The organism is Vagococcus hydrophili, from assembly GCF_011304195.1.
Lineage (GTDB): Bacteria > Bacillota > Bacilli > Lactobacillales > Vagococcaceae > Vagococcus > Vagococcus hydrophili.
Genome location: NZ_CP049887.1, coordinates 1231909 through 1251654 on the forward strand (window position 1 = coordinate 1231909; position 19746 = coordinate 1251654).

The window sequence follows — 19746 nt, forward strand, 5'->3', positions numbered from 1 at the left end:
TAAGTCAATAAAGGGATGATTTATCAAAAAAAGTGTACCATTATAGAAAATAAGTGCTAGAATAATAAGTAATAAATAAAATTTTAGGAGTGTAAAGAATGAAAAAGAAACTTTTGACAACTTTATTGTTATCGACTCTAGTATTACCTTCGATAACTGGTGTGACACAAGTATTTGCGGAAACAGCAGCGACAGATACGTCTGTAAATGCAGAATATCTTGTTCAACCTGTTATTGTAAAATACGTTGATGAGTCGGGTGTAACTATCTCTGATGAAGAAAAATTAACAGGTGATTTAGGTGGACCATATGAAGTAAAACCTAAAACAATAGAGAATTACACGTATAAAAGTTCAGACACTGAATTAAAAGGAAAATACACGACAGAGAAGCAAATTATAATATTAACTTATTCTAAAATTGATGTTCCAGTAGAAAAAGGGTCTGTTCTTGTGAGTTATGTGGATGAAAAAGGGACAACGATTTCTACAGATGAAACAAAAACTGGGAATGTTGGAGCAGCGTATAATGTAGATAAAAAAGCGATATCTGGTTATTCATTCAATAAGGTAAAAGAAGGAAACCTAGTTGGAGAATTTACGAGTGAAGCACAACATGTTGTTCTAGAATATAAAGAAAATGCTAAAAAAAGTAACGTTACAGTAAAATATATTGATGATAAAAACATAGAAATTAAAAAACCAGTGACATTTGAAGGTGAAGTGGGGACTAAAGCACCTATCACTAAAGAAGTTATTTCAGGATACGAATTTGTCTCAGGCTCCTTAGATGTTAAGTATACAGAAGAGGCACAAACAATTACTCATACGTATAAGAGAGTGGGCCAGGGTCCATACATTGCAGACGGAAGTTATGTAAAAATAACTAAAAAAGGTTACGGTATCTACTCAAACTTTGACTGGAAACAAAAAAATACAAGTACTAATTTATATGGAGAAACCTTTGAAGCTCGCGGTAGATATGAACATTCAAATGGCTCAACTTACTACTCACTATTTAATGCTAAAAACGAGTGGCAAGGATACATTAACGCAGATGCAACAACTAAAACATCGCCACAAGGTCCTTACATTTCAGATGGAAGAATTGTTAAAGTAACTAAAAAAGGATACGATAGTTGGTCAAATTTTGATTGGAATAAAAAAGTTTCGAATGATCAATTATTAGGTAAAAATTTTAAAGCACAAGGTCGTTATGAACACTTTAACGGCAGTACATACTATTCATTATATGATGTGAAAGGTAATTGGTATGGCTATATTAATTCTAATGCTGTCTCAGATGGAAACCAAGAAGGTAACTACATTGCAGACGGAAGCTATGTTAAAGTAGCGAAAAAAGGTTATGGCGTGTGGTCAAATTTTGATTGGAAGAGAAAAAATTCTAGTGATAATTTATATGGACAAACATTACAAGCGCGTGGACGTTATGAACATTTTAATGGCGAAACATATTACTCTTTATATAATGTAAAAGGTGAATGGCAAGGCTATTTAAACGCAACAGCAACAATCAGTGCCAACCCACAAGGAGCTTATATTCCAGATGGTCGTTTTGTGACAGTTGATAAAATGGGGTATGACGTTTATTCAGATTTTAATTGGACAATCAGAAACTCAAGTAATGTGTTAAAAGGTAATACATTTACAGCAAAAGGTCGTTATGAGCATATCAATGGAAATACTTACTATTCTATTTATGATAATCAAGATAAATGGCAAGGGTACATTGATGCAAAAGCAGTTAGTGTTGTGAAAAATCCAGAAGGCAACTATATTCCAGATGGTAGGTATGTGAAAGTTAATCAACCTGGTTATAATGTGTGGTCAAACTTTGATTGGAAATTCCGTAACAAGAGTGATGAATTAATTGGTAAAACATTACAAGCGCGTGGACGTTATGAACACGCTAATGGTAGTACATACTTCTCATTATATGATTTAAACGGTGAGTGGCAAGGCTATATTAATAGTGAAGCAACAATGGATGCAAAAGCAGAAGGCAACTATATTCCAGACGGTGACTATGTAAAAGTTACTAAAAAAGGTGTTGACTTATATTCTAATTTTAGTTGGAATAAAAAAGGAACAACTGATTCAATGGTAGATAAATATTACCAAGCGCGTGGACGTTATGAACATGCTAATGGTAAAACTTATTATTCACTATTTGATAGTAACAATGTTTGGCAAGGTTATTTAGAATCTAGTGCGGCTGTTAAAATCACAAGCCCACAAGGACCATATATTTCAGATGGTCGTTACTTTAATGTAGTCAATAAAGGTATGGATGTTTGGGGATCATTTAAAGAAAATGTGATTAATTCGACAGACTCTTTATATGGTAATACTTACCAAATTCGTGGACGTTATGAGCATGTTAATGGTCGTACGTATTATTCTCTTTACGACAATAAAGGTAAATGGCAAGGGTATGTTGATTCTAAAGCAGGAACAGTTACGAAAGCAGAAGGTTCATATGTTAGTTCAAGTAAATATGTAATTGTATCAGTTAAGGGATATGATGTTTATTCAAACTTTGATTGGAAAGTTGTAACAAATAGTACTAAATTGTTAGGTAATACTTATAATGCTAAAGGTTACTATCAACATTTCAATGGTTATACTTACTATTCTCTATATGATGGAGACAAATGGATTGGTTATATCAATAGTAATGCAGTAACACAAAATAAATAAATTAAAAAGATTAACAAGAAACTAGCTATATTTCTTGTTAATCTTTTCTTTTATCTATATACTAAACTTAGTTTATAAACTAAGTTTAAAAAGAGGTGGGCAATGAAATCAAGTAAACCGCAAATGGTGAAGCAAAATAATTTAGCGTATTTAACACAACTTGTTAAAAATAATGCTCCACTATCGAAACGTGAATTAGCAGATTTGAGTAAGTTGAGTGTGGTAACCATTAATAAATTAATTCCTGAATTATTAGAAAAAAAAATGATCTATCCTTATTCGAATGAAGTGGTGACAGGTGGGCGTCATGCGGTATCTTATCGATTTAACGAACAGAAAAATACATTTCTAGTAATAAAAATTGTAGAAAATAGAAATGAGTTATCTTTCTTTTTTTATTTATGTGATTTGGTGGGTAAAATTATTAAAGAAGAAGAGCTCCCTATCGCAGATTTGAGTTGGGAAGATTTTGTAGAAGTTATTGGAGAATGGAAGAGGGATTATCCGGAGATTAATAGTATCGTATTAGGAATACCAGGTGTTGAGATGAATGGCATTGTGAAAGTAGTCGATCATCCTATGTTGCAAGGAAAGTCAGTTCAAGAAGAGCTAACAGAAAAATTTGATTGTCAGGTGACATTAGAAAATGACGTGAATGCAGCTGTTTTAGGTTATGCCATGAGAGAGCCAAAAGAAAAAATAATTTCAGGTATTTATTATCCAGTTGAATTTCCTCCTGGCGGTGGTGTGTCGATCTATCAGAAAATTTTAAAGGGTCGAAATAATTTCGTTGGAGAAGTTTCTGTACTACCATTAGAGGTCGATTGGTCCAAAGAGAATATCCTAAAAGTAGATTTGACGAAGCATTTATTAGATATGATGGAGGTTTTTATTAGTTTATATGATCCTCACGAGGTCGTTGTTTACGGTACTGATGAACGAATTAACGAAGAAGTAATTCATGAAGTTGGGAAAAAAATAGTAACTAAGTTTCCTCTGATAGAATTACCAACGATTCACTTGTCGAGATATTTTAAAGAAGATTACTTAGCAGGATTGATCCAAATCGGGTTAGAAGAAACTAACCGATTATTACTGAATGAATTTAAATAAGAAAGAGGATGGGTGTTAATGCGTACGGAAAAACAAAAAATGCTTCAAGAAGATTTATATATAGCAGGAGATGCTGAACTAAGAAGAGATGTAAAAAAAAGTCGACAGTTAACCCGCTTATTCAATCAAACAACAGAAGAACAAATTGATTATCGGAGTGAGTTGTTAAAAGAGTTATTCCAAGAAACCGGAGAGAATATCTATATGGAACCGCCATTTAGATGTGATTATGGCTCGAATATTTCAATTGGTAATAATTTTTATGCTAATTTTGATTGTTGTTTCTTGGATGTAGCGAGAATTTCAATTGGTGAAAATGTTATGTTTGGACCTAAAGTTAACTTATTAACACCAAGCCATCCACTAGATGCAGAGGTTAGAAATTCAGGACTGGAATTTGGGAAAGAAATCAAAATTGGCAATAATGTTTGGCTAGGTGGCAACGTGACAGTAAATCCAGGTGTAACCGTTGGAAATAACACCGTCATCGGATCAGGTTCCGTAGTAACAAAAAATATTCCTGATAATGTGGTTGCAGCAGGAAATCCTTGTAAAGTGATTCGCCCAATTGGGGAAGAAGATAGAATTTATTGGGAAAACAAACAAAAAGCATACTGGGAGGAAGTTGAGAATGATTAGATTAGTTGCAGTTGATATGGATGGAACTTTTTTATCATCTACAAAGGATTACAACCGAGAACGATTTGCTAAAATTTATAAAGAAATGAAAGAGCGAGATATTAAGTTTGTTGTAGCAAGCGGCAACCAGTACTATCAATTAAAGTCGTTTTTCCCTGAAATAGCTGAAGAAATATCCTTTGTTGCAGAAAATGGGGCGCTTGTTATTAGTGAAGAGGAAGAAATGTTTTGTGGTCGTATGTCAGATGATTTAGTTCAGGACGTTATCGCTTTTATTAAAGAGCATCCAGAAGTGTTTATGATCTTGTGCGGGCGAAAAAGTGCTTATACAAGTGAGAAAGAACCAGAAGAGCTAATCGCTTTAGGTCGATCGTATTATCATCGTTTAGAAGTTGTGGAAGAAATAACGAATAGTATTGAAGATGTATTCTTTAAAGTGGCCACCAATGTGCCAGTAGATGAAACAACTCATTTTTTAGAGTTCTTTAATGAAAGATTTAGTGGCAGATTAGAAGCAGTTTCTAGCGGTCACGGAGATATCGATTTGATTATTCCAGGCCTTCACAAAGCTAACGGTCTGCGAATACTCCAAGAAAAATGGGGAGTTCGGTCAGATGAAATGGTTGCTTTTGGAGATGGTGGCAATGATTTAGAGATGCTTCGTCACGTTAAATATAGCTATGCTATGGAAAATGGAAGTAAAGAATCTAAAGAAGCAGCTTCTCATATAGCGCCAAATAATGATGAAGAAGGAGTATTAGAAATACTAGAGCAATTACTAGAAATTAAATAAGAGGTAAAAACATGGAAACTATGGAATTAATTATCGGTGGATTAAGTAAAAAAGAAACGTTAGTCCAGTTGTATGATAAAAAAATTAAAATGAACCCACTAGCAGAAACGTACATCAATGACACTCGGTTTAAAGTAACTGAAACGCCTAGAAAAATTCAAATTATCATGTTGTCTGTAGCAGAGTTAGGATTAACTAAAGGAGCTAATTTATCGACAATTTATAAACAAGCAGCCGAGAAAGGGTTGTTATTGTGTCCAGAAGATACTGGGATATATTTAAGAATGGGGAATAGATATGAAAAAAATAGTCATGGGCTAGTGTCGAAAGGTAAAGCCCCCGACGATTCTCTAACAGTAGCTACAAAAAATATTACTTCAGACATTCATTTTCCTAAAGGCTTATATTTAAGGAAAATAGAAGGCGATTTGTGGTTGCGAGGTTACATATGTGATGATGAGCATTTATTTTCAAGTGAAGATCGTTTTGTTTTTTGTAAAAAATAATTTTGAGTACTATATAATAAATAAAAATGTTTTAGATTCAAAAAGATGCAAGGTGAAGAGAGATATATTAGAAAAACGACAAAAAATATATCTCCTCTTAATTTTATAGATGAATTGAATATTTTTTTGAATTGTGTAGGAAATAAAAATATTGAAAAGGTTAAAAATCAAGTAGACAGGACACGATTAAAGTGATATGATTCTTAATAGTTATTTCAAGCGCCCATAGCTCAATTGGATAGAGTGTCTGACTACGGATCAGAAGGTTAGGGGTTCGACTCCTCTTGGGCGCGTTTTTAAGAATGATACGGGAAGTAGCTCAGCTTGGTAGAGCACTTGGTTTGGGACCAAGGGGTCGCAGGTTCGAATCCTGTCTTCCCGATTTTAAAGAAAAAATTCTTTAAAAAAATATTTTTAAAAAGTGTTGACAAAACTTTGATAACTTGGTATGATATAAAAGTTGTTAAAGCAACACAGATTAGACCTTTGAAAACTAAACAAAGTAAGACAAACCAAATGTGATAGGGCGTTTCTACTTAGTAGAAACAAACCATATTTAGTGAAATAACATTCGCTAGCAAGTTTTAAAATTAATGAGCTAAACATCGCAAGATGTTAATCAACTTTTATTGAGAGTTTGATCCTGGCTCAGGACGAACGCTGGCGGCGTGCCTAATACATGCAAGTCGAACGCTTTGATTTTCACCGGAGCTTGCTCCACCGAAAATCAGAGAGTGGCGGACGGGTGAGTAACACGTGGGCAACCTGCCCAACAGAGGGGGATAACACTTGGAAACAGGTGCTAATACCGCATAATTTGTTTTCCCGCATGGGAGAATAATAAAAGACGCTTTCGGGTGTCACTGTTGGATGGGCCCGCGCTGCATTAGTTAGTTGGTGGGGTAATGGCCTACCAAGACCGTGATGCATAGCCGACCTGAGAGGGTGATCGGCCACACTGGGACTGAGACACGGCCCAGACTCCTACGGGAGGCAGCAGTAGGGAATCTTCGGCAATGGACGAAAGTCTGACCGAGCAACGCCGCGTGAGTGAAGAAGGTTTTCGGATCGTAAAACTCTGTTGTTAGAGAAGAACAAGTGGGAGAGTAACTGCTCCCGCCTTGACGGTATCTAACCAGAAAGCCACGGCTAACTACGTGCCAGCAGCCGCGGTAATACGTAGGTGGCAAGCGTTGTCCGGATTTATTGGGCGTAAAGCGAGCGCAGGCGGTCTTTTAAGTCTGATGTGAAAGCCCTCGGCTCAACCGAGGAAGGTCATTGGAAACTGGAGGACTTGAGTGCAGAAGAGGAGAGTGGAATTCCATGTGTAGCGGTGAAATGCGTAGATATATGGAGGAACACCAGTGGCGAAGGCGACTCTCTGGTCTGTAACTGACGCTGAGGCTCGAAAGCGTGGGGAGCAAACAGGATTAGATACCCTGGTAGTCCACGCCGTAAACGATGAGTGCTAAGTGTTGGAGGGTTTCCGCCCTTCAGTGCTGCAGTTAACGCATTAAGCACTCCGCCTGGGGAGTACGACCGCAAGGTTGAAACTCAAAGGAATTGACGGGGGCCCGCACAAGCGGTGGAGCATGTGGTTTAATTCGAAGCAACGCGAAGAACCTTACCAGGTCTTGACATCCTTTGACCACTCTAGAGATAGAGCTTTCCCTTCGGGGACAAAGTGACAGGTGGTGCATGGTTGTCGTCAGCTCGTGTCGTGAGATGTTGGGTTAAGTCCCGCAACGAGCGCAACCCTTATTGTTAGTTGCCATCATTTAGTTGGGCACTCTAGCAAGACTGCCGGTGACAAACCGGAGGAAGGTGGGGATGACGTCAAATCATCATGCCCCTTATGACCTGGGCTACACACGTGCTACAATGGACGGTACAATGAGTTGCGAGACCGCGAGGTTTAGCTAATCTCTTAAAGCCGTTCTCAGTTCGGATTGTAGGCTGCAACTCGCCTACATGAAGCCGGAATCGCTAGTAATCGTGGATCAGCATGCCACGGTGAATACGTTCCCGGGCCTTGTACACACCGCCCGTCACACCACGAGAGTTTGTAACACCCAAAGTCGGTGAGGTAACCTTTTAGGAGCCAGCCACCTAAGGTGGGATAGATGATTGGGGTGAAGTCGTAACAAGGTAGCCGTATCGGAAGGTGCGGCTGGATCACCTCCTTTCTAAGGAATATTACGGAAATCACATGGTTGTACTTACTTTGTTTAGTTTTGAGAGGTTTACTCTCAGAAACATTGTTCATTGAAAACTGGATAGTTGAAGTTAGACATCAACATTTTTTTAACACACCGAGTTGATCAGTTTTATTATTAAAATTGTGATACATAAAATATTATTTAAATTAGCTATCGCTAGTTGATTTAAATAAACAAAGTCTAACCATTAGGTTAGAAAAAGGTTAAGTGAATAAGGGCGCACGGTGGATGCCTTGGCACTAGAAGCCGATGAAGGACGGGACTAACTCCGATATGCTTTGGGGAGCTGTAAGTAAGCTATGATCCAGAGATTTCCGAATGGGGGAACCCAGCATCTTTTATAGGATGTTACTTTCAAGTGAATACATAGCTTGTTAGAGGTAGACGCAGAGAACTGAAACATCTAAGTACCTGCAGGAAGAGAAAGAAAAATCGATTTCCTTAGTAGCGGCGAGCGAAACGGAAACAGCCCAAACCAACAAGCTTGCTTGTTGGGGTTGTAGGACTCAGCTGTGGTAGCTGTTGTGGATAGTCGAATCGACCTGGAAAGGTCAGCCAGAGCGGGTAAAAGCCCCGTAGACGAAATTGACAACACACCTATGAGTATCCTGAGTACGGCGGAACACGAGAAATTCCGTCGGAATCCGGGAGGACCATCTCCCAAGGCTAAATACTCTCTAGTGACCGATAGTGTACCAGTACCGTGAGGGAAAGGTGAAAAGCACCCCGGAAGGGGAGTGAAATAGAACCTGAAACCGTGTGCCTACAAAAAGTCAGAGCCCGTTAATGGGTGATGGCGTGCCTTTTGCAGAATGAACCGGCGAGTTACGATTGCATGCGAGGTTAAGCTGAAGAAGCGGAGCCGTAGCGAAAGCGAGTCTGAATAGGGCGAGTGAGTATGTAGTCGTAGACCCGAAACCAAGTGACCTACCCATGTCCAGGTTGAAGGTGCGGTAAAACGCACTGGAGGACCGAACCCACGTACGTTGAAAAGTGCGGGGATGAGGTGTGGGTAGCGGAGAAATTCCAAACGAACTTGGAGATAGCTGGTTCTCTCCGAAATAGCTTTAGGGCTAGCCTCGGAATTAGAATGATGGAGGTAGAGCACTGTTTGGACTAGGGGCCCGTCTCGGGTTACCGAATTCAGATAAACTCCGAATGCCATTCATTTATGTCCGGGAGTCAGACAGTGAGTGATAAGATCCATTGTCGAAAGGGAAACAGCCCAGACCACCAGCTAAGGTCCCCAAATATATGTTAAGTGGAAAAGGATGTGAGGGTGCACAAACAACTAGGATGTTGGCTCAGAAGCAGCCACCATTTAAAGAGTGCGTAATAGCTCACTAGTCGAGTGCCCTTGCGCCGAAAATGTACCGGGGCTAAACATATTACCGAAGCTGTGGATAGAACTTAGGTTCTATGGTAGGAGAGCGTTCTAAGGGCGTTGAAGCTAGATCGTAAGGACTGGTGGAGCGCTTAGAAGTGAGAATGCCGGTATGAGTAGCGAAAGACAGGTGAGAATCCTGTCCACCGAATGACTAAGGTTTCCTGGGGAAGGCTCGTCCTCCCAGGGTTAGTCGGGACCTAAGCTGAGGCCGATAGGCGTAGGCGATGGATAACAGGTTGAGATTCCTGTACCCGTTTGTTTTGTTTGAACAATGGAGGGACGCAGTAGGTTACAAGATCGCACTGTTGGATATGTGCGTTCAAGCAACAAGTCTTGGTAAGAGTCAAATGCTTTTACCTCTAAGGACAAGTTGTGATGAGGAGGGAAATTTAGTACCGAAGTCTTAATATCACACTGCCAAGAAAAGCTTCTAGTTAGAAACAAACGGCCCGTACCGCAAACCGACACAGGTAGTCGAGGAGAGAATCCTAAGGTGAGCGAGAGAACTCTCGTTAAGGAACTCGGCAAAATGACCCCGTAACTTAGGGAGAAGGGGTGCTGAACGCAAGTTCAGCCGCAGTGAATAGGCCCAAGCGACTGTTTATCAAAAACACAGGTCTCTGCAAAATCGAAAGATGACGTATAGGGGCTGACGCCTGCCCGGTGCTGGAAGGTTAAGAGGATGGGTTAGCAATAGCGAAGCTCAGAATTGAAGCCCCAGTAAACGGCGGCCGTAACTATAACGGTCCTAAGGTAGCGAAATTCCTTGTCGGGTAAGTTCCGACCCGCACGAAAGGCGTAACGATTTGGGCACTGTCTCAACGAGAGACTCGGTGAAATTTTAGTACCTGTGAAGATGCAGGTTACCCGCGACAGGACGGAAAGACCCCATGGAGCTTTACTGTAGTTTGATATTGAATGTTTGTAACACATGTACAGGATAGGTAGGAGCCGTAGAGCTCGGGACGCTAGTCTCGAGGGAGGCATTGGTGGGATACTACCCTTGTGTTATGACCATTCTAACCCGCGCCACTTATCGTGGCGGGAGACAGTGTCAGATGGACAGTTTGACTGGGGCGGTCGCCTCCTAAAAAGTAACGGAGGCGCCCAAAGGTTCCCTCAGAATGGTTGGAAATCATTCGTAGAGTGCAAAGGCATAAGGGAGCTTGACTGCGAGAGCTACAACTCGAGCAGGGACGAAAGTCGGGCTTAGTGATCCGGTGGTTCCGCATGGAAGGGCCATCGCTCAACGGATAAAAGCTACCCTGGGGATAACAGGCTTATCTCCCCCAAGAGTTCACATCGACGGGGAGGTTTGGCACCTCGATGTCGGCTCGTCGCATCCTGGGGCTGTAGTCGGTCCCAAGGGTTGGGCTGTTCGCCCATTAAAGCGGCACGCGAGCTGGGTTCAGAACGTCGTGAGACAGTTCGGTCCCTATCCGTCGCGGGCGTTGGAAATTTGAGAGGAGCTGTCCTTAGTACGAGAGGACCGGGATGGACACACCTCTGGTGTACCAGTTGTTCTGCCAAGGGCATTGCTGGGTAGCTATGTGTGGAAGGGATAAACGCTGAAAGCATCTAAGCGTGAAGCCCCCCTCAAGATGAGATTTCCCATTTCTTTAAGAAAGTAAGATCCCTGAAAGATGATCAGGTAGATAGGCTAGGAGTGGAAGTGCAGTGATGTACGGAGCGGACTAGTACTAATCGATCGAGGACTTAACCAAAGAAAAACGGTGAAGTAAAAAAGATGTCTAACTAAAACATTCAGTTTTGAGTGAACAATCACTCAATTAAATAAAACGCACGTAAGTGTGGCGATGATGGCAAGAAGGATACACCTGTTCCCATGCCGAACACAGAAGTTAAGTTTCTTAGCGCCGAGGGTAGTGAGGGGTTTCCCCTTGTGAGAGTAGGACGTCGCCATGCTGTACGCGTTTTTTTTATTCGGAGGTTTAGCTCAGCTGGGAGAGCACCTGCCTTACAAGCAGGGGGTCAGCGGTTCGATCCCGTTAACCTCCATTTAAAGAATGACGACTCGTTAGCTCAGTTGGTAGAGCATCTGACTTTTAATCAGAGGGTCACTGGTTCGAGCCCAGTACGGGTCATTTTTTTTGTAAAAAATAAGCCGGCTTAGCTCAGTTGGTAGAGCATCTGATTTGTAATCAGAGGGTCGAGGGTTCAACTCCTTTAGCCGGCACTTTAAATAAGCGGAAGTAGTTCAGTGGTAGAACATCACCTTGCCAAGGTGGGGGTCGCGAGTTCGAACCTCGTCTTCCGCTTTTATGAGTTCTTAGCCGGGGTGGCGGAACTGGCAGACGCACAGGACTTAAAATCCTGCGGTGAGTGATCACCGTACCGGTTCGATTCCGGTCCTCGGCATTTTAATAATATTTTTACAAGCGCCCATAGCTCAATTGGATAGAGTGTCTGACTACGGATCAGAAGGTTAGGGGTTCGACTCCTCTTGGGCGCGTTTTTAAGAATGATACGGGAAGTAGCTCAGCTTGGTAGAGCACTTGGTTTGGGACCAAGGGGTCGCAGGTTCGAATCCTGTCTTCCCGATTTTAAAGAAAAAATTCTTTAAAAAAATATTTTTAAAAAGTGTTGACAAAACTTTGATAACTTGGTATGATATAAAAGTTGTTAAAGCAACACAGATTAGACCTTTGAAAACTAAACAAAGTAAGACAAACCAAATGTGATAGGGCGTTTCTACTTAGTAGAAACAAACCATATTTAGTGAAATAACATTCGCTAGCAAGTTTTAAAATTAATGAGCTAAACATCGCAAGATGTTAATCAACTTTTATTGAGAGTTTGATCCTGGCTCAGGACGAACGCTGGCGGCGTGCCTAATACATGCAAGTCGAACGCTTTGATTTTCACCGGAGCTTGCTCCACCGAAAATCAGAGAGTGGCGGACGGGTGAGTAACACGTGGGCAACCTGCCCAACAGAGGGGGATAACACTTGGAAACAGGTGCTAATACCGCATAATTTGTTTTCCCGCATGGGAGAATAATAAAAGACGCTTTCGGGTGTCACTGTTGGATGGGCCCGCGCTGCATTAGTTAGTTGGTGGGGTAATGGCCTACCAAGACCGTGATGCATAGCCGACCTGAGAGGGTGATCGGCCACACTGGGACTGAGACACGGCCCAGACTCCTACGGGAGGCAGCAGTAGGGAATCTTCGGCAATGGACGAAAGTCTGACCGAGCAACGCCGCGTGAGTGAAGAAGGTTTTCGGATCGTAAAACTCTGTTGTTAGAGAAGAACAAGTGGGAGAGTAACTGCTCCCGCCTTGACGGTATCTAACCAGAAAGCCACGGCTAACTACGTGCCAGCAGCCGCGGTAATACGTAGGTGGCAAGCGTTGTCCGGATTTATTGGGCGTAAAGCGAGCGCAGGCGGTCTTTTAAGTCTGATGTGAAAGCCCTCGGCTCAACCGAGGAAGGTCATTGGAAACTGGAGGACTTGAGTGCAGAAGAGGAGAGTGGAATTCCATGTGTAGCGGTGAAATGCGTAGATATATGGAGGAACACCAGTGGCGAAGGCGACTCTCTGGTCTGTAACTGACGCTGAGGCTCGAAAGCGTGGGGAGCAAACAGGATTAGATACCCTGGTAGTCCACGCCGTAAACGATGAGTGCTAAGTGTTGGAGGGTTTCCGCCCTTCAGTGCTGCAGTTAACGCATTAAGCACTCCGCCTGGGGAGTACGACCGCAAGGTTGAAACTCAAAGGAATTGACGGGGGCCCGCACAAGCGGTGGAGCATGTGGTTTAATTCGAAGCAACGCGAAGAACCTTACCAGGTCTTGACATCCTTTGACCACTCTAGAGATAGAGCTTTCCCTTCGGGGACAAAGTGACAGGTGGTGCATGGTTGTCGTCAGCTCGTGTCGTGAGATGTTGGGTTAAGTCCCGCAACGAGCGCAACCCTTATTGTTAGTTGCCATCATTTAGTTGGGCACTCTAGCAAGACTGCCGGTGACAAACCGGAGGAAGGTGGGGATGACGTCAAATCATCATGCCCCTTATGACCTGGGCTACACACGTGCTACAATGGACGGTACAATGAGTTGCGAGACCGCGAGGTTTAGCTAATCTCTTAAAGCCGTTCTCAGTTCGGATTGTAGGCTGCAACTCGCCTACATGAAGCCGGAATCGCTAGTAATCGTGGATCAGCATGCCACGGTGAATACGTTCCCGGGCCTTGTACACACCGCCCGTCACACCACGAGAGTTTGTAACACCCAAAGTCGGTGAGGTAACCTTTTAGGAGCCAGCCGCCTAAGGTGGGATAGATGATTGGGGTGAAGTCGTAACAAGGTAGCCGTATCGGAAGGTGCGGCTGGATCACCTCCTTTCTAAGGAATATTACGGAAATCACATGGTTGTACTTACTTTGTTTAGTTTTGAGAGGTTTACTCTCAGAAACATTGTTCATTGAAAACTGGATAGTTGAAGTTAGACATCAACATTTTTTTAACACACCGAGTTGATCAGTTTTATTATTAAAATTGTGATACATAAAATATTATTTAAATTAGCTATCGCTAGTTGATTTAAATAAACAAAGTCTAACCATTAGGTTAGAAAAAGGTTAAGTGAATAAGGGCGCACGGTGGATGCCTTGGCACTAGAAGCCGATGAAGGACGGGACTAACTCCGATATGCTTTGGGGAGCTGTAAGTAAGCTATGATCCAGAGATTTCCGAATGGGGGAACCCAGCATCTTTTATAGGATGTTACTTTCAAGTGAATACATAGCTTGTTAGAGGTAGACGCAGAGAACTGAAACATCTAAGTACCTGCAGGAAGAGAAAGAAAAATCGATTTCCTTAGTAGCGGCGAGCGAAACGGAAACAGCCCAAACCAACAAGCTTGCTTGTTGGGGTTGTAGGACTCAGCTGTGGTAGCTGTTGTGGATAGTCGAATCGACCTGGAAAGGTCAGCCGGAGCGGGTAAAAGCCCCGTAGACGAAATTGACAACACACCTATGAGTATCCTGAGTACGGCGGAACACGAGAAATTCCGTCGGAATCCGGGAGGACCATCTCCCAAGGCTAAATACTCTCTAGTGACCGATAGTGTACCAGTACCGTGAGGGAAAGGTGAAAAGCACCCCGGAAGGGGAGTGAAATAGAACCTGAAACCGTGTGCCTACAAAAAGTCAGAGCCCGTTAATGGGTGATGGCGTGCCTTTTGCAGAATGAACCGGCGAGTTACGATTGCATGCGAGGTTAAGCTGAAGAAGCGGAGCCGTAGCGAAAGCGAGTCTGAATAGGGCGAGTGAGTATGTAGTCGTAGACCCGAAACCAAGTGACCTACCCATGTCCAGGTTGAAGGTGCGGTAAAACGCACTGGAGGACCGAACCCACGTACGTTGAAAAGTGCGGGGATGAGGTGTGGGTAGCGGAGAAATTCCAAACGAACTTGGAGATAGCTGGTTCTCTCCGAAATAGCTTTAGGGCTAGCCTCGGAATTAGAATGATGGAGGTAGAGCACTGTTTGGACTAGGGGCCCGTCTCGGGTTACCGAATTCAGATAAACTCCGAATGCCATTCATTTATGTCCGGGAGTCAGACAGTGAGTGATAAGATCCATTGTCGAAAGGGAAACAGCCCAGACCACCAGCTAAGGTCCCCAAATATATGTTAAGTGGAAAAGGATGTGAGGGTGCACAAACAACTAGGATGTTGGCTCAGAAGCAGCCACCATTTAAAGAGTGCGTAATAGCTCACTAGTCGAGTGCCCTTGCGCCGAAAATGTACCGGGGCTAAACATATTACCGAAGCTGTGGATAGAACTTAGGTTCTATGGTAGGAGAGCGTTCTAAGGGCGTTGAAGCTAGATCGTAAGGACTGGTGGAGCGCTTAGAAGTGAGAATGCCGGTATGAGTAGCGAAAGACAGGTGAGAATCCTGTCCACCGAATGACTAAGGTTTCCTGGGGAAGGCTCGTCCTCCCAGGGTTAGTCGGGACCTAAGCTGAGGCCGATAGGCGTAGGCGATGGATAACAGGTTGAGATTCCTGTACCCGTTTGTTTTGTTTGAACAATGGAGGGACGCAGTAGGTTACAAGATCGCACTGTTGGATATGTGCGTTCAAGCAACAAGTCTTGGTAAGAGTCAAATGCTTTTACCTCTAAGGACAAGTTGTGATGAGGAGGGAAATTTAGTACCGAAGTCTTAATATCACACTGCCAAGAAAAGCTTCTAGTTAGAAACAAACGGCCCGTACCGCAAACCGACACAGGTAGTCGAGGAGAGAATCCTAAGGTGAGCGAGAGAACTCTCGTTAAGGAACTCGGCAAAATGACCCCGTAACTTAGGGAGAAGGGGTGCTGAACGCAAGTTCAGCCGCAGTGAATAGGCCCAAGCGACTGTTTATCAAAAACACAGGTCTCTGCAAAATCGAAAGATGACGTATAGGGGCTGACGCCTGCCCGGTGCTGGAAGGTTAAGAGGATGGGTTAGCAATAGCGAAGCTCAGAATTGAAGCCCCAGTAAACGGCGGCCGTAACTATAACGGTCCTAAGGTAGCGAAATTCCTTGTCGGGTAAGTTCCGACCCGCACGAAAGGCGTAACGATTTGGGCACTGTCTCAACGAGAGACTCGGTGAAATTTTAGTACCTGTGAAGATGCAGGTTACCCGCGACAGGACGGAAAGACCCCATGGAGCTTTACTGTAGTTTGATATTGAATGTTTGTAACACATGTACAGGATAGGTAGGAGCCGTAGAGCTCGGGACGCTAGTCTCGAGGGAGGCATTGGTGGGATACTACCCTTGTGTTATGACCATTCTAACCCGCGCCACTTATCGTGGCGGGAGACAGTGTCAGATGGACAGTTTGACTGGGGCGGTCGCCTCCTAAAAAGTAACGGAGGCGCCCAAAGGTTCCCTCAGAATGGTTGGAAATCATTCGTAGAGTGCAAAGGCATAAGGGAGCTTGACTGCGAGAGCTACAACTCGAGCAGGGACGAAAGTCGGGCTTAGTGATCCGGTGGTTCCGCATGGAAGGGCCATCGCTCAACGGATAAAAGCTACCCTGGGGATAACAGGCTTATCTCCCCCAAGAGTTCACATCGACGGGGAGGTTTGGCACCTCGATGTCGGCTCGTCGCATCCTGGGGCTGTAGTCGGTCCCAAGGGTTGGGCTGTTCGCCCATTAAAGCGGCACGCGAGCTGGGTTCAGAACGTCGTGAGACAGTTCGGTCCCTATCCGTCGCGGGCGTTGGAAATTTGAGAGGAGCTGTCCTTAGTACGAGAGGACCGGGATGGACACACCTCTGGTGTACCAGTTGTTCTGCCAAGGGCATTGCTGGGTAGCTATGTGTGGAAGGGATAAACGCTGAAAGCATCTAAGCGTGAAGCCCCCCTCAAGATGAGATTTCCCATTTCTTTAAGAAAGTAAGATCCCTGAAAGATGATCAGGTAGATAGGCTAGGAGTGGAAGTGCAGTGATGTACGGAGCGGACTAGTACTAATCGATCGAGGACTTAACCAAAGAAAAACGGTGAAGTAAAAAAGATGTCTAACTAAAACATTCAGTTTTGAGTGAACAATCACTCAATTAAATAAAACGCACGTAAGTGTGGCGATGATGGCAAGAAGGATACACCTGTTCCCATGCCGAACACAGAAGTTAAGTTTCTTAGCGCCGAGGGTAGTGAGGGGTTTCCCCTTGTGAGAGTAGGACGTCGCCATGCTGTACGCGTTTTTTTTATTCGGAGGTTTAGCTCAGCTGGGAGAGCACCTGCCTTACAAGCAGGGGGTCAGCGGTTCGATCCCGTTAACCTCCATTTAAAGAATGACGACTCGTTAGCTCAGTTGGTAGAGCATCTGACTTTTAATCAGAGGGTCACTGGTTCGAGCCCAGTACGGGTCATTTTTTTTGTAAAAAATAAGCCGGCTTAGCTCAGTTGGTAGAGCATCTGATTTGTAATCAGAGGGTCGAGGGTTCAACTCCTTTAGCCGGCACTTTAAATAAGCGGAAGTAGTTCAGTGGTAGAACATCACCTTGCCAAGGTGGGGGTCGCGAGTTCGAACCTCGTCTTCCGCTTTTATGAGTTCTTAGCCGGGGTGGCGGAACTGGCAGACGCACAGGACTTAAAATCCTGCGGTGAGTGATCACCGTACCGGTTCGATTCCGGTCCTCGGCATTTTAATAATATTTTTACAAGCGCCCATAGCTCAATTGGATAGAGTGTCTGACTACGGATCAGAAGGTTAGGGGTTCGACTCCTCTTGGGCGCGTTTTTAAGAATGATACGGGAAGTAGCTCAGCTTGGTAGAGCACTTGGTTTGGGACCAAGGGGTCGCAGGTTCGAATCCTGTCTTCCCGATTTTAAAGAAAAAATTCTTTAAAAAAATATTTTTAAAAAGTGTTGACAAAACTTTGATAACTTGGTATGATATAAAAGTTGTTAAAGCAACACAGATTAGACCTTTGAAAACTAAACAAAGTAAGACAAACCAAATGTGATAGGGCGTTTCTACTTAGTAGAAACAAACCATATTTAGTGAAATAACATTCGCTAGCAAGTTTTAAAATTAATGAGCTAAACATCGCAAGATGTTAATCAACTTTTATTGAGAGTTTGATCCTGGCTCAGGACGAACGCTGGCGGCGTGCCTAATACATGCAAGTCGAACGCTTTGATTTTCACCGGAGCTTGCTCCACCGAAAATCAGAGAGTGGCGGACGGGTGAGTAACACGTGGGCAACCTGCCCAACAGAGGGGGATAACACTTGGAAACAGGTGCTAATACCGCATAATTTGTTTTCCCGCATGGGAGAATAATAAAAGACGCTTTCGGGTGTCACTGTTGGATGGGCCCGCGCTGCATTAGTTAGTTGGTGGGGTAATGGCCTACCAAGACCGTGATGCATAGCCGACCTGAGAGGGTGATCGGCCACACTGGGACTGAGACACGGCCCAGACTCCTACGGGAGGCAGCAGTAGGGAATCTTCGGCAATGGACGAAAGTCTGACCGAGCAACGCCGCGTGAGTGAAGAAGGTTTTCGGATCGTAAAACTCTGTTGTTAGAGAAGAACAAGTGGGAGAGTAACTGCTCCCGCCTTGACGGTATCTAACCAGAAAGCCACGGCTAACTACGTGCCAGCAGCCGCGGTAATACGTAGGTGGCAAGCGTTGTCCGGATTTATTGGGCGTAAAGCGAGCGCAGGCGGTCTTTTAAGTCTGATGTGAAAGCCCTCGGCTCAACCGAGGAAGGTCATTGGAAACTGGAGGACTTGAGTGCAGAAGAGGAGAGTGGAATTCCATGTGTAGCGGTGAAATGCGTAGATATATGGAGGAACACCAGTGGCGAAGGCGACTCTCTGGTCTGTAACTGACGCTGAGGCTCGAAAGCGTGGGGAGCAAACAGGATTAGATACCCTGGTAGTCCACGCCGTAAACGATGAGTGCTAAGTGTTGGAGGGTTTCCGCCCTTCAGTGCTGCAGTTAACGCATTAAGCACTCCGCCTGGGGAGTACGACCGCAAGGTTGAAACTCAAAGGAATTGACGGGGGCCCGCACAAGCGGTGGAGCATGTGGTTTAATTCGAAGCAACGCGAAGAACCTTACCAGGTCTTGACATCCTTTGACCACTCTAGAGATAGAGCTTTCCCTTCGGGGACAAAGTGACAGGTGGTGCATGGTTGTCGTCAGCTCGTGTCGTGAGATGTTGGGTTAAGTCCCGCAACGAGCGCAACCCTTATTGTTAGTTGCCATCATTTAGTTGGGCACTCTAGCAAGACTGCCGGTGACAAACCGGAGGAAGGTGGGGATGACGTCAAATCATCATGCCCCTTATGACCTGGGCTACACACGTGCTACAATGGACGGTACAATGAGTTGCGAGACCGCGAGGTTTAGCTAATCTCTTAAAGCCGTTCTCAGTTCGGATTGTAGGCTGCAACTCGCCTACATGAAGCCGGAATCGCTAGTAATCGTGGATCAGCATGCCACGGTGAATACGTTCCCGGGCCTTGTACACACCGCCCGTCACACCACGAGAGTTTGTAACACCCAAAGTCGGTGAGGTAACCTTTTAGGAGCCAGCCGCCTAAGGTGGGATAGATGATTGGGGTGAAGTCGTAACAAGGTAGCCGTATCGGAAGGTGCGGCTGGATCACCTCCTTTCTAAGGAATATTACGGAAATCACATGGTTGTACTTACTTTGTTTAGTTTTGAGAGGTTTACTCTCAGAAACATTGTTCATTGAAAACTGGATAGTTGAAGTTAGACATCAACATTTTTTTAACACACCGAGTTGATCAGTTTTATTATTAAAATTGTGATACATAAAATATTATTTAAATTAGCTATCGCTAGTTGATTTAAATAAACAAAGTCTAA

At 43.8% G+C, this 19746-nt stretch carries 5 protein-coding genes, 16 tRNA genes and 7 rRNA genes; all 28 read left to right on the plus strand.

What is annotated here, in order from left to right; translation table 11 throughout:
* The first annotated feature begins 98 nt into the window (after positions 1 to 98).
* The 28 genes from G7082_RS06180 to G7082_RS06315 all read left to right on the plus strand — a co-directional run bounded on the left by G7082_RS06180 (position 99) and on the right by G7082_RS06315 (position 19529).
* Positions 99 to 2720, plus strand: coding sequence for a MucBP domain-containing protein (locus tag G7082_RS06180; protein ID WP_166034279.1), 2622 nt, complete (start codon positions 99 to 101; stop codon positions 2718 to 2720).
* A gap of 102 nt (positions 2721 to 2822) precedes the next feature.
* Positions 2823 to 3833 (plus strand): ROK family protein, encoded by a 1011-nt coding sequence (locus tag G7082_RS06185; protein WP_166034280.1) that lies wholly within the window; start codon positions 2823 to 2825, stop codon positions 3831 to 3833.
* Positions 3834 to 3851: 18 nt separating this feature from the next.
* On the plus strand, positions 3852 to 4472 hold the full coding sequence (locus G7082_RS06190; RefSeq protein WP_166034281.1) for a sugar O-acetyltransferase: 621 nt from the start codon (positions 3852 to 3854) through the stop codon (positions 4470 to 4472).
* Positions 4465 to 5265 (plus strand): Cof-type HAD-IIB family hydrolase, encoded by an 801-nt coding sequence (locus G7082_RS06195; protein WP_166034282.1) that lies wholly within the window; start codon positions 4465 to 4467, stop codon positions 5263 to 5265. Before G7082_RS06190 ends, G7082_RS06195 begins: the two co-directional genes overlap by 8 nt.
* A gap of 11 nt (positions 5266 to 5276) precedes the next feature.
* Positions 5277 to 5771 (plus strand): helicase, encoded by a 495-nt coding sequence (locus G7082_RS15005; RefSeq protein ID WP_166034283.1) that lies wholly within the window; start codon positions 5277 to 5279, stop codon positions 5769 to 5771.
* A 219-nt stretch (positions 5772 to 5990) separates the two neighbouring features.
* Positions 5991 to 6064, plus strand: a tRNA-Arg gene (locus tag G7082_RS06205).
* 15 nt (positions 6065 to 6079) lie between these two features.
* Positions 6080 to 6153 (plus strand) — tRNA-Pro (locus G7082_RS06210).
* A gap of 243 nt (positions 6154 to 6396) precedes the next feature.
* Positions 6397 to 7957 (plus strand): 16S ribosomal RNA (locus G7082_RS06215).
* A gap of 234 nt (positions 7958 to 8191) precedes the next feature.
* Positions 8192 to 11101: ribosomal RNA gene (locus tag G7082_RS06220) — 23S ribosomal RNA — on the plus strand.
* 86 nt (positions 11102 to 11187) lie between these two features.
* Positions 11188 to 11303: ribosomal RNA gene (gene rrf, locus G7082_RS06225) — 5S ribosomal RNA — on the plus strand.
* A gap of 20 nt (positions 11304 to 11323) precedes the next feature.
* A tRNA-Val gene (locus tag G7082_RS06230) sits at positions 11324 to 11396 on the plus strand.
* Positions 11397 to 11409: 13 nt separating this feature from the next.
* A tRNA-Lys gene (locus G7082_RS06235) sits at positions 11410 to 11482 on the plus strand.
* A 19-nt stretch (positions 11483 to 11501) separates the two neighbouring features.
* Positions 11502 to 11574, plus strand: a tRNA-Thr gene (locus G7082_RS06240).
* A 10-nt stretch (positions 11575 to 11584) separates the two neighbouring features.
* A tRNA-Gly gene (locus tag G7082_RS06245) sits at positions 11585 to 11656 on the plus strand.
* 14 nt (positions 11657 to 11670) lie between these two features.
* Positions 11671 to 11756, plus strand: a tRNA-Leu gene (locus G7082_RS06250).
* Between the two features lie 20 nt (positions 11757 to 11776).
* A tRNA-Arg gene (locus tag G7082_RS06255) sits at positions 11777 to 11850 on the plus strand.
* A gap of 15 nt (positions 11851 to 11865) precedes the next feature.
* Positions 11866 to 11939, plus strand: a tRNA-Pro gene (locus G7082_RS06260).
* A gap of 243 nt (positions 11940 to 12182) precedes the next feature.
* A 16S ribosomal RNA gene (locus G7082_RS06265) occupies positions 12183 to 13743 on the plus strand.
* A gap of 234 nt (positions 13744 to 13977) precedes the next feature.
* Positions 13978 to 16887, plus strand: a 23S ribosomal RNA gene (locus G7082_RS06270).
* An 86-nt stretch (positions 16888 to 16973) separates the two neighbouring features.
* Positions 16974 to 17089 (plus strand): 5S ribosomal RNA (gene rrf, locus G7082_RS06275).
* A 20-nt stretch (positions 17090 to 17109) separates the two neighbouring features.
* Positions 17110 to 17182, plus strand: a tRNA-Val gene (locus G7082_RS06280).
* Between the two features lie 13 nt (positions 17183 to 17195).
* Positions 17196 to 17268 (plus strand) — tRNA-Lys (locus tag G7082_RS06285).
* Positions 17269 to 17287: 19 nt separating this feature from the next.
* Positions 17288 to 17360 (plus strand) — tRNA-Thr (locus tag G7082_RS06290).
* 10 nt (positions 17361 to 17370) lie between these two features.
* Positions 17371 to 17442, plus strand: a tRNA-Gly gene (locus tag G7082_RS06295).
* A 14-nt stretch (positions 17443 to 17456) separates the two neighbouring features.
* A tRNA-Leu gene (locus G7082_RS06300) sits at positions 17457 to 17542 on the plus strand.
* A gap of 20 nt (positions 17543 to 17562) precedes the next feature.
* A tRNA-Arg gene (locus tag G7082_RS06305) sits at positions 17563 to 17636 on the plus strand.
* Positions 17637 to 17651: 15 nt separating this feature from the next.
* Positions 17652 to 17725, plus strand: a tRNA-Pro gene (locus G7082_RS06310).
* Between the two features lie 243 nt (positions 17726 to 17968).
* Positions 17969 to 19529, plus strand: a 16S ribosomal RNA gene (locus tag G7082_RS06315).
* Together the 16S, 23S and 5S rRNA genes with 16 tRNA genes alongside form the textbook arrangement of a ribosomal RNA operon.
* The last annotated feature ends 217 nt before the right edge of the window (positions 19530 to 19746 follow it).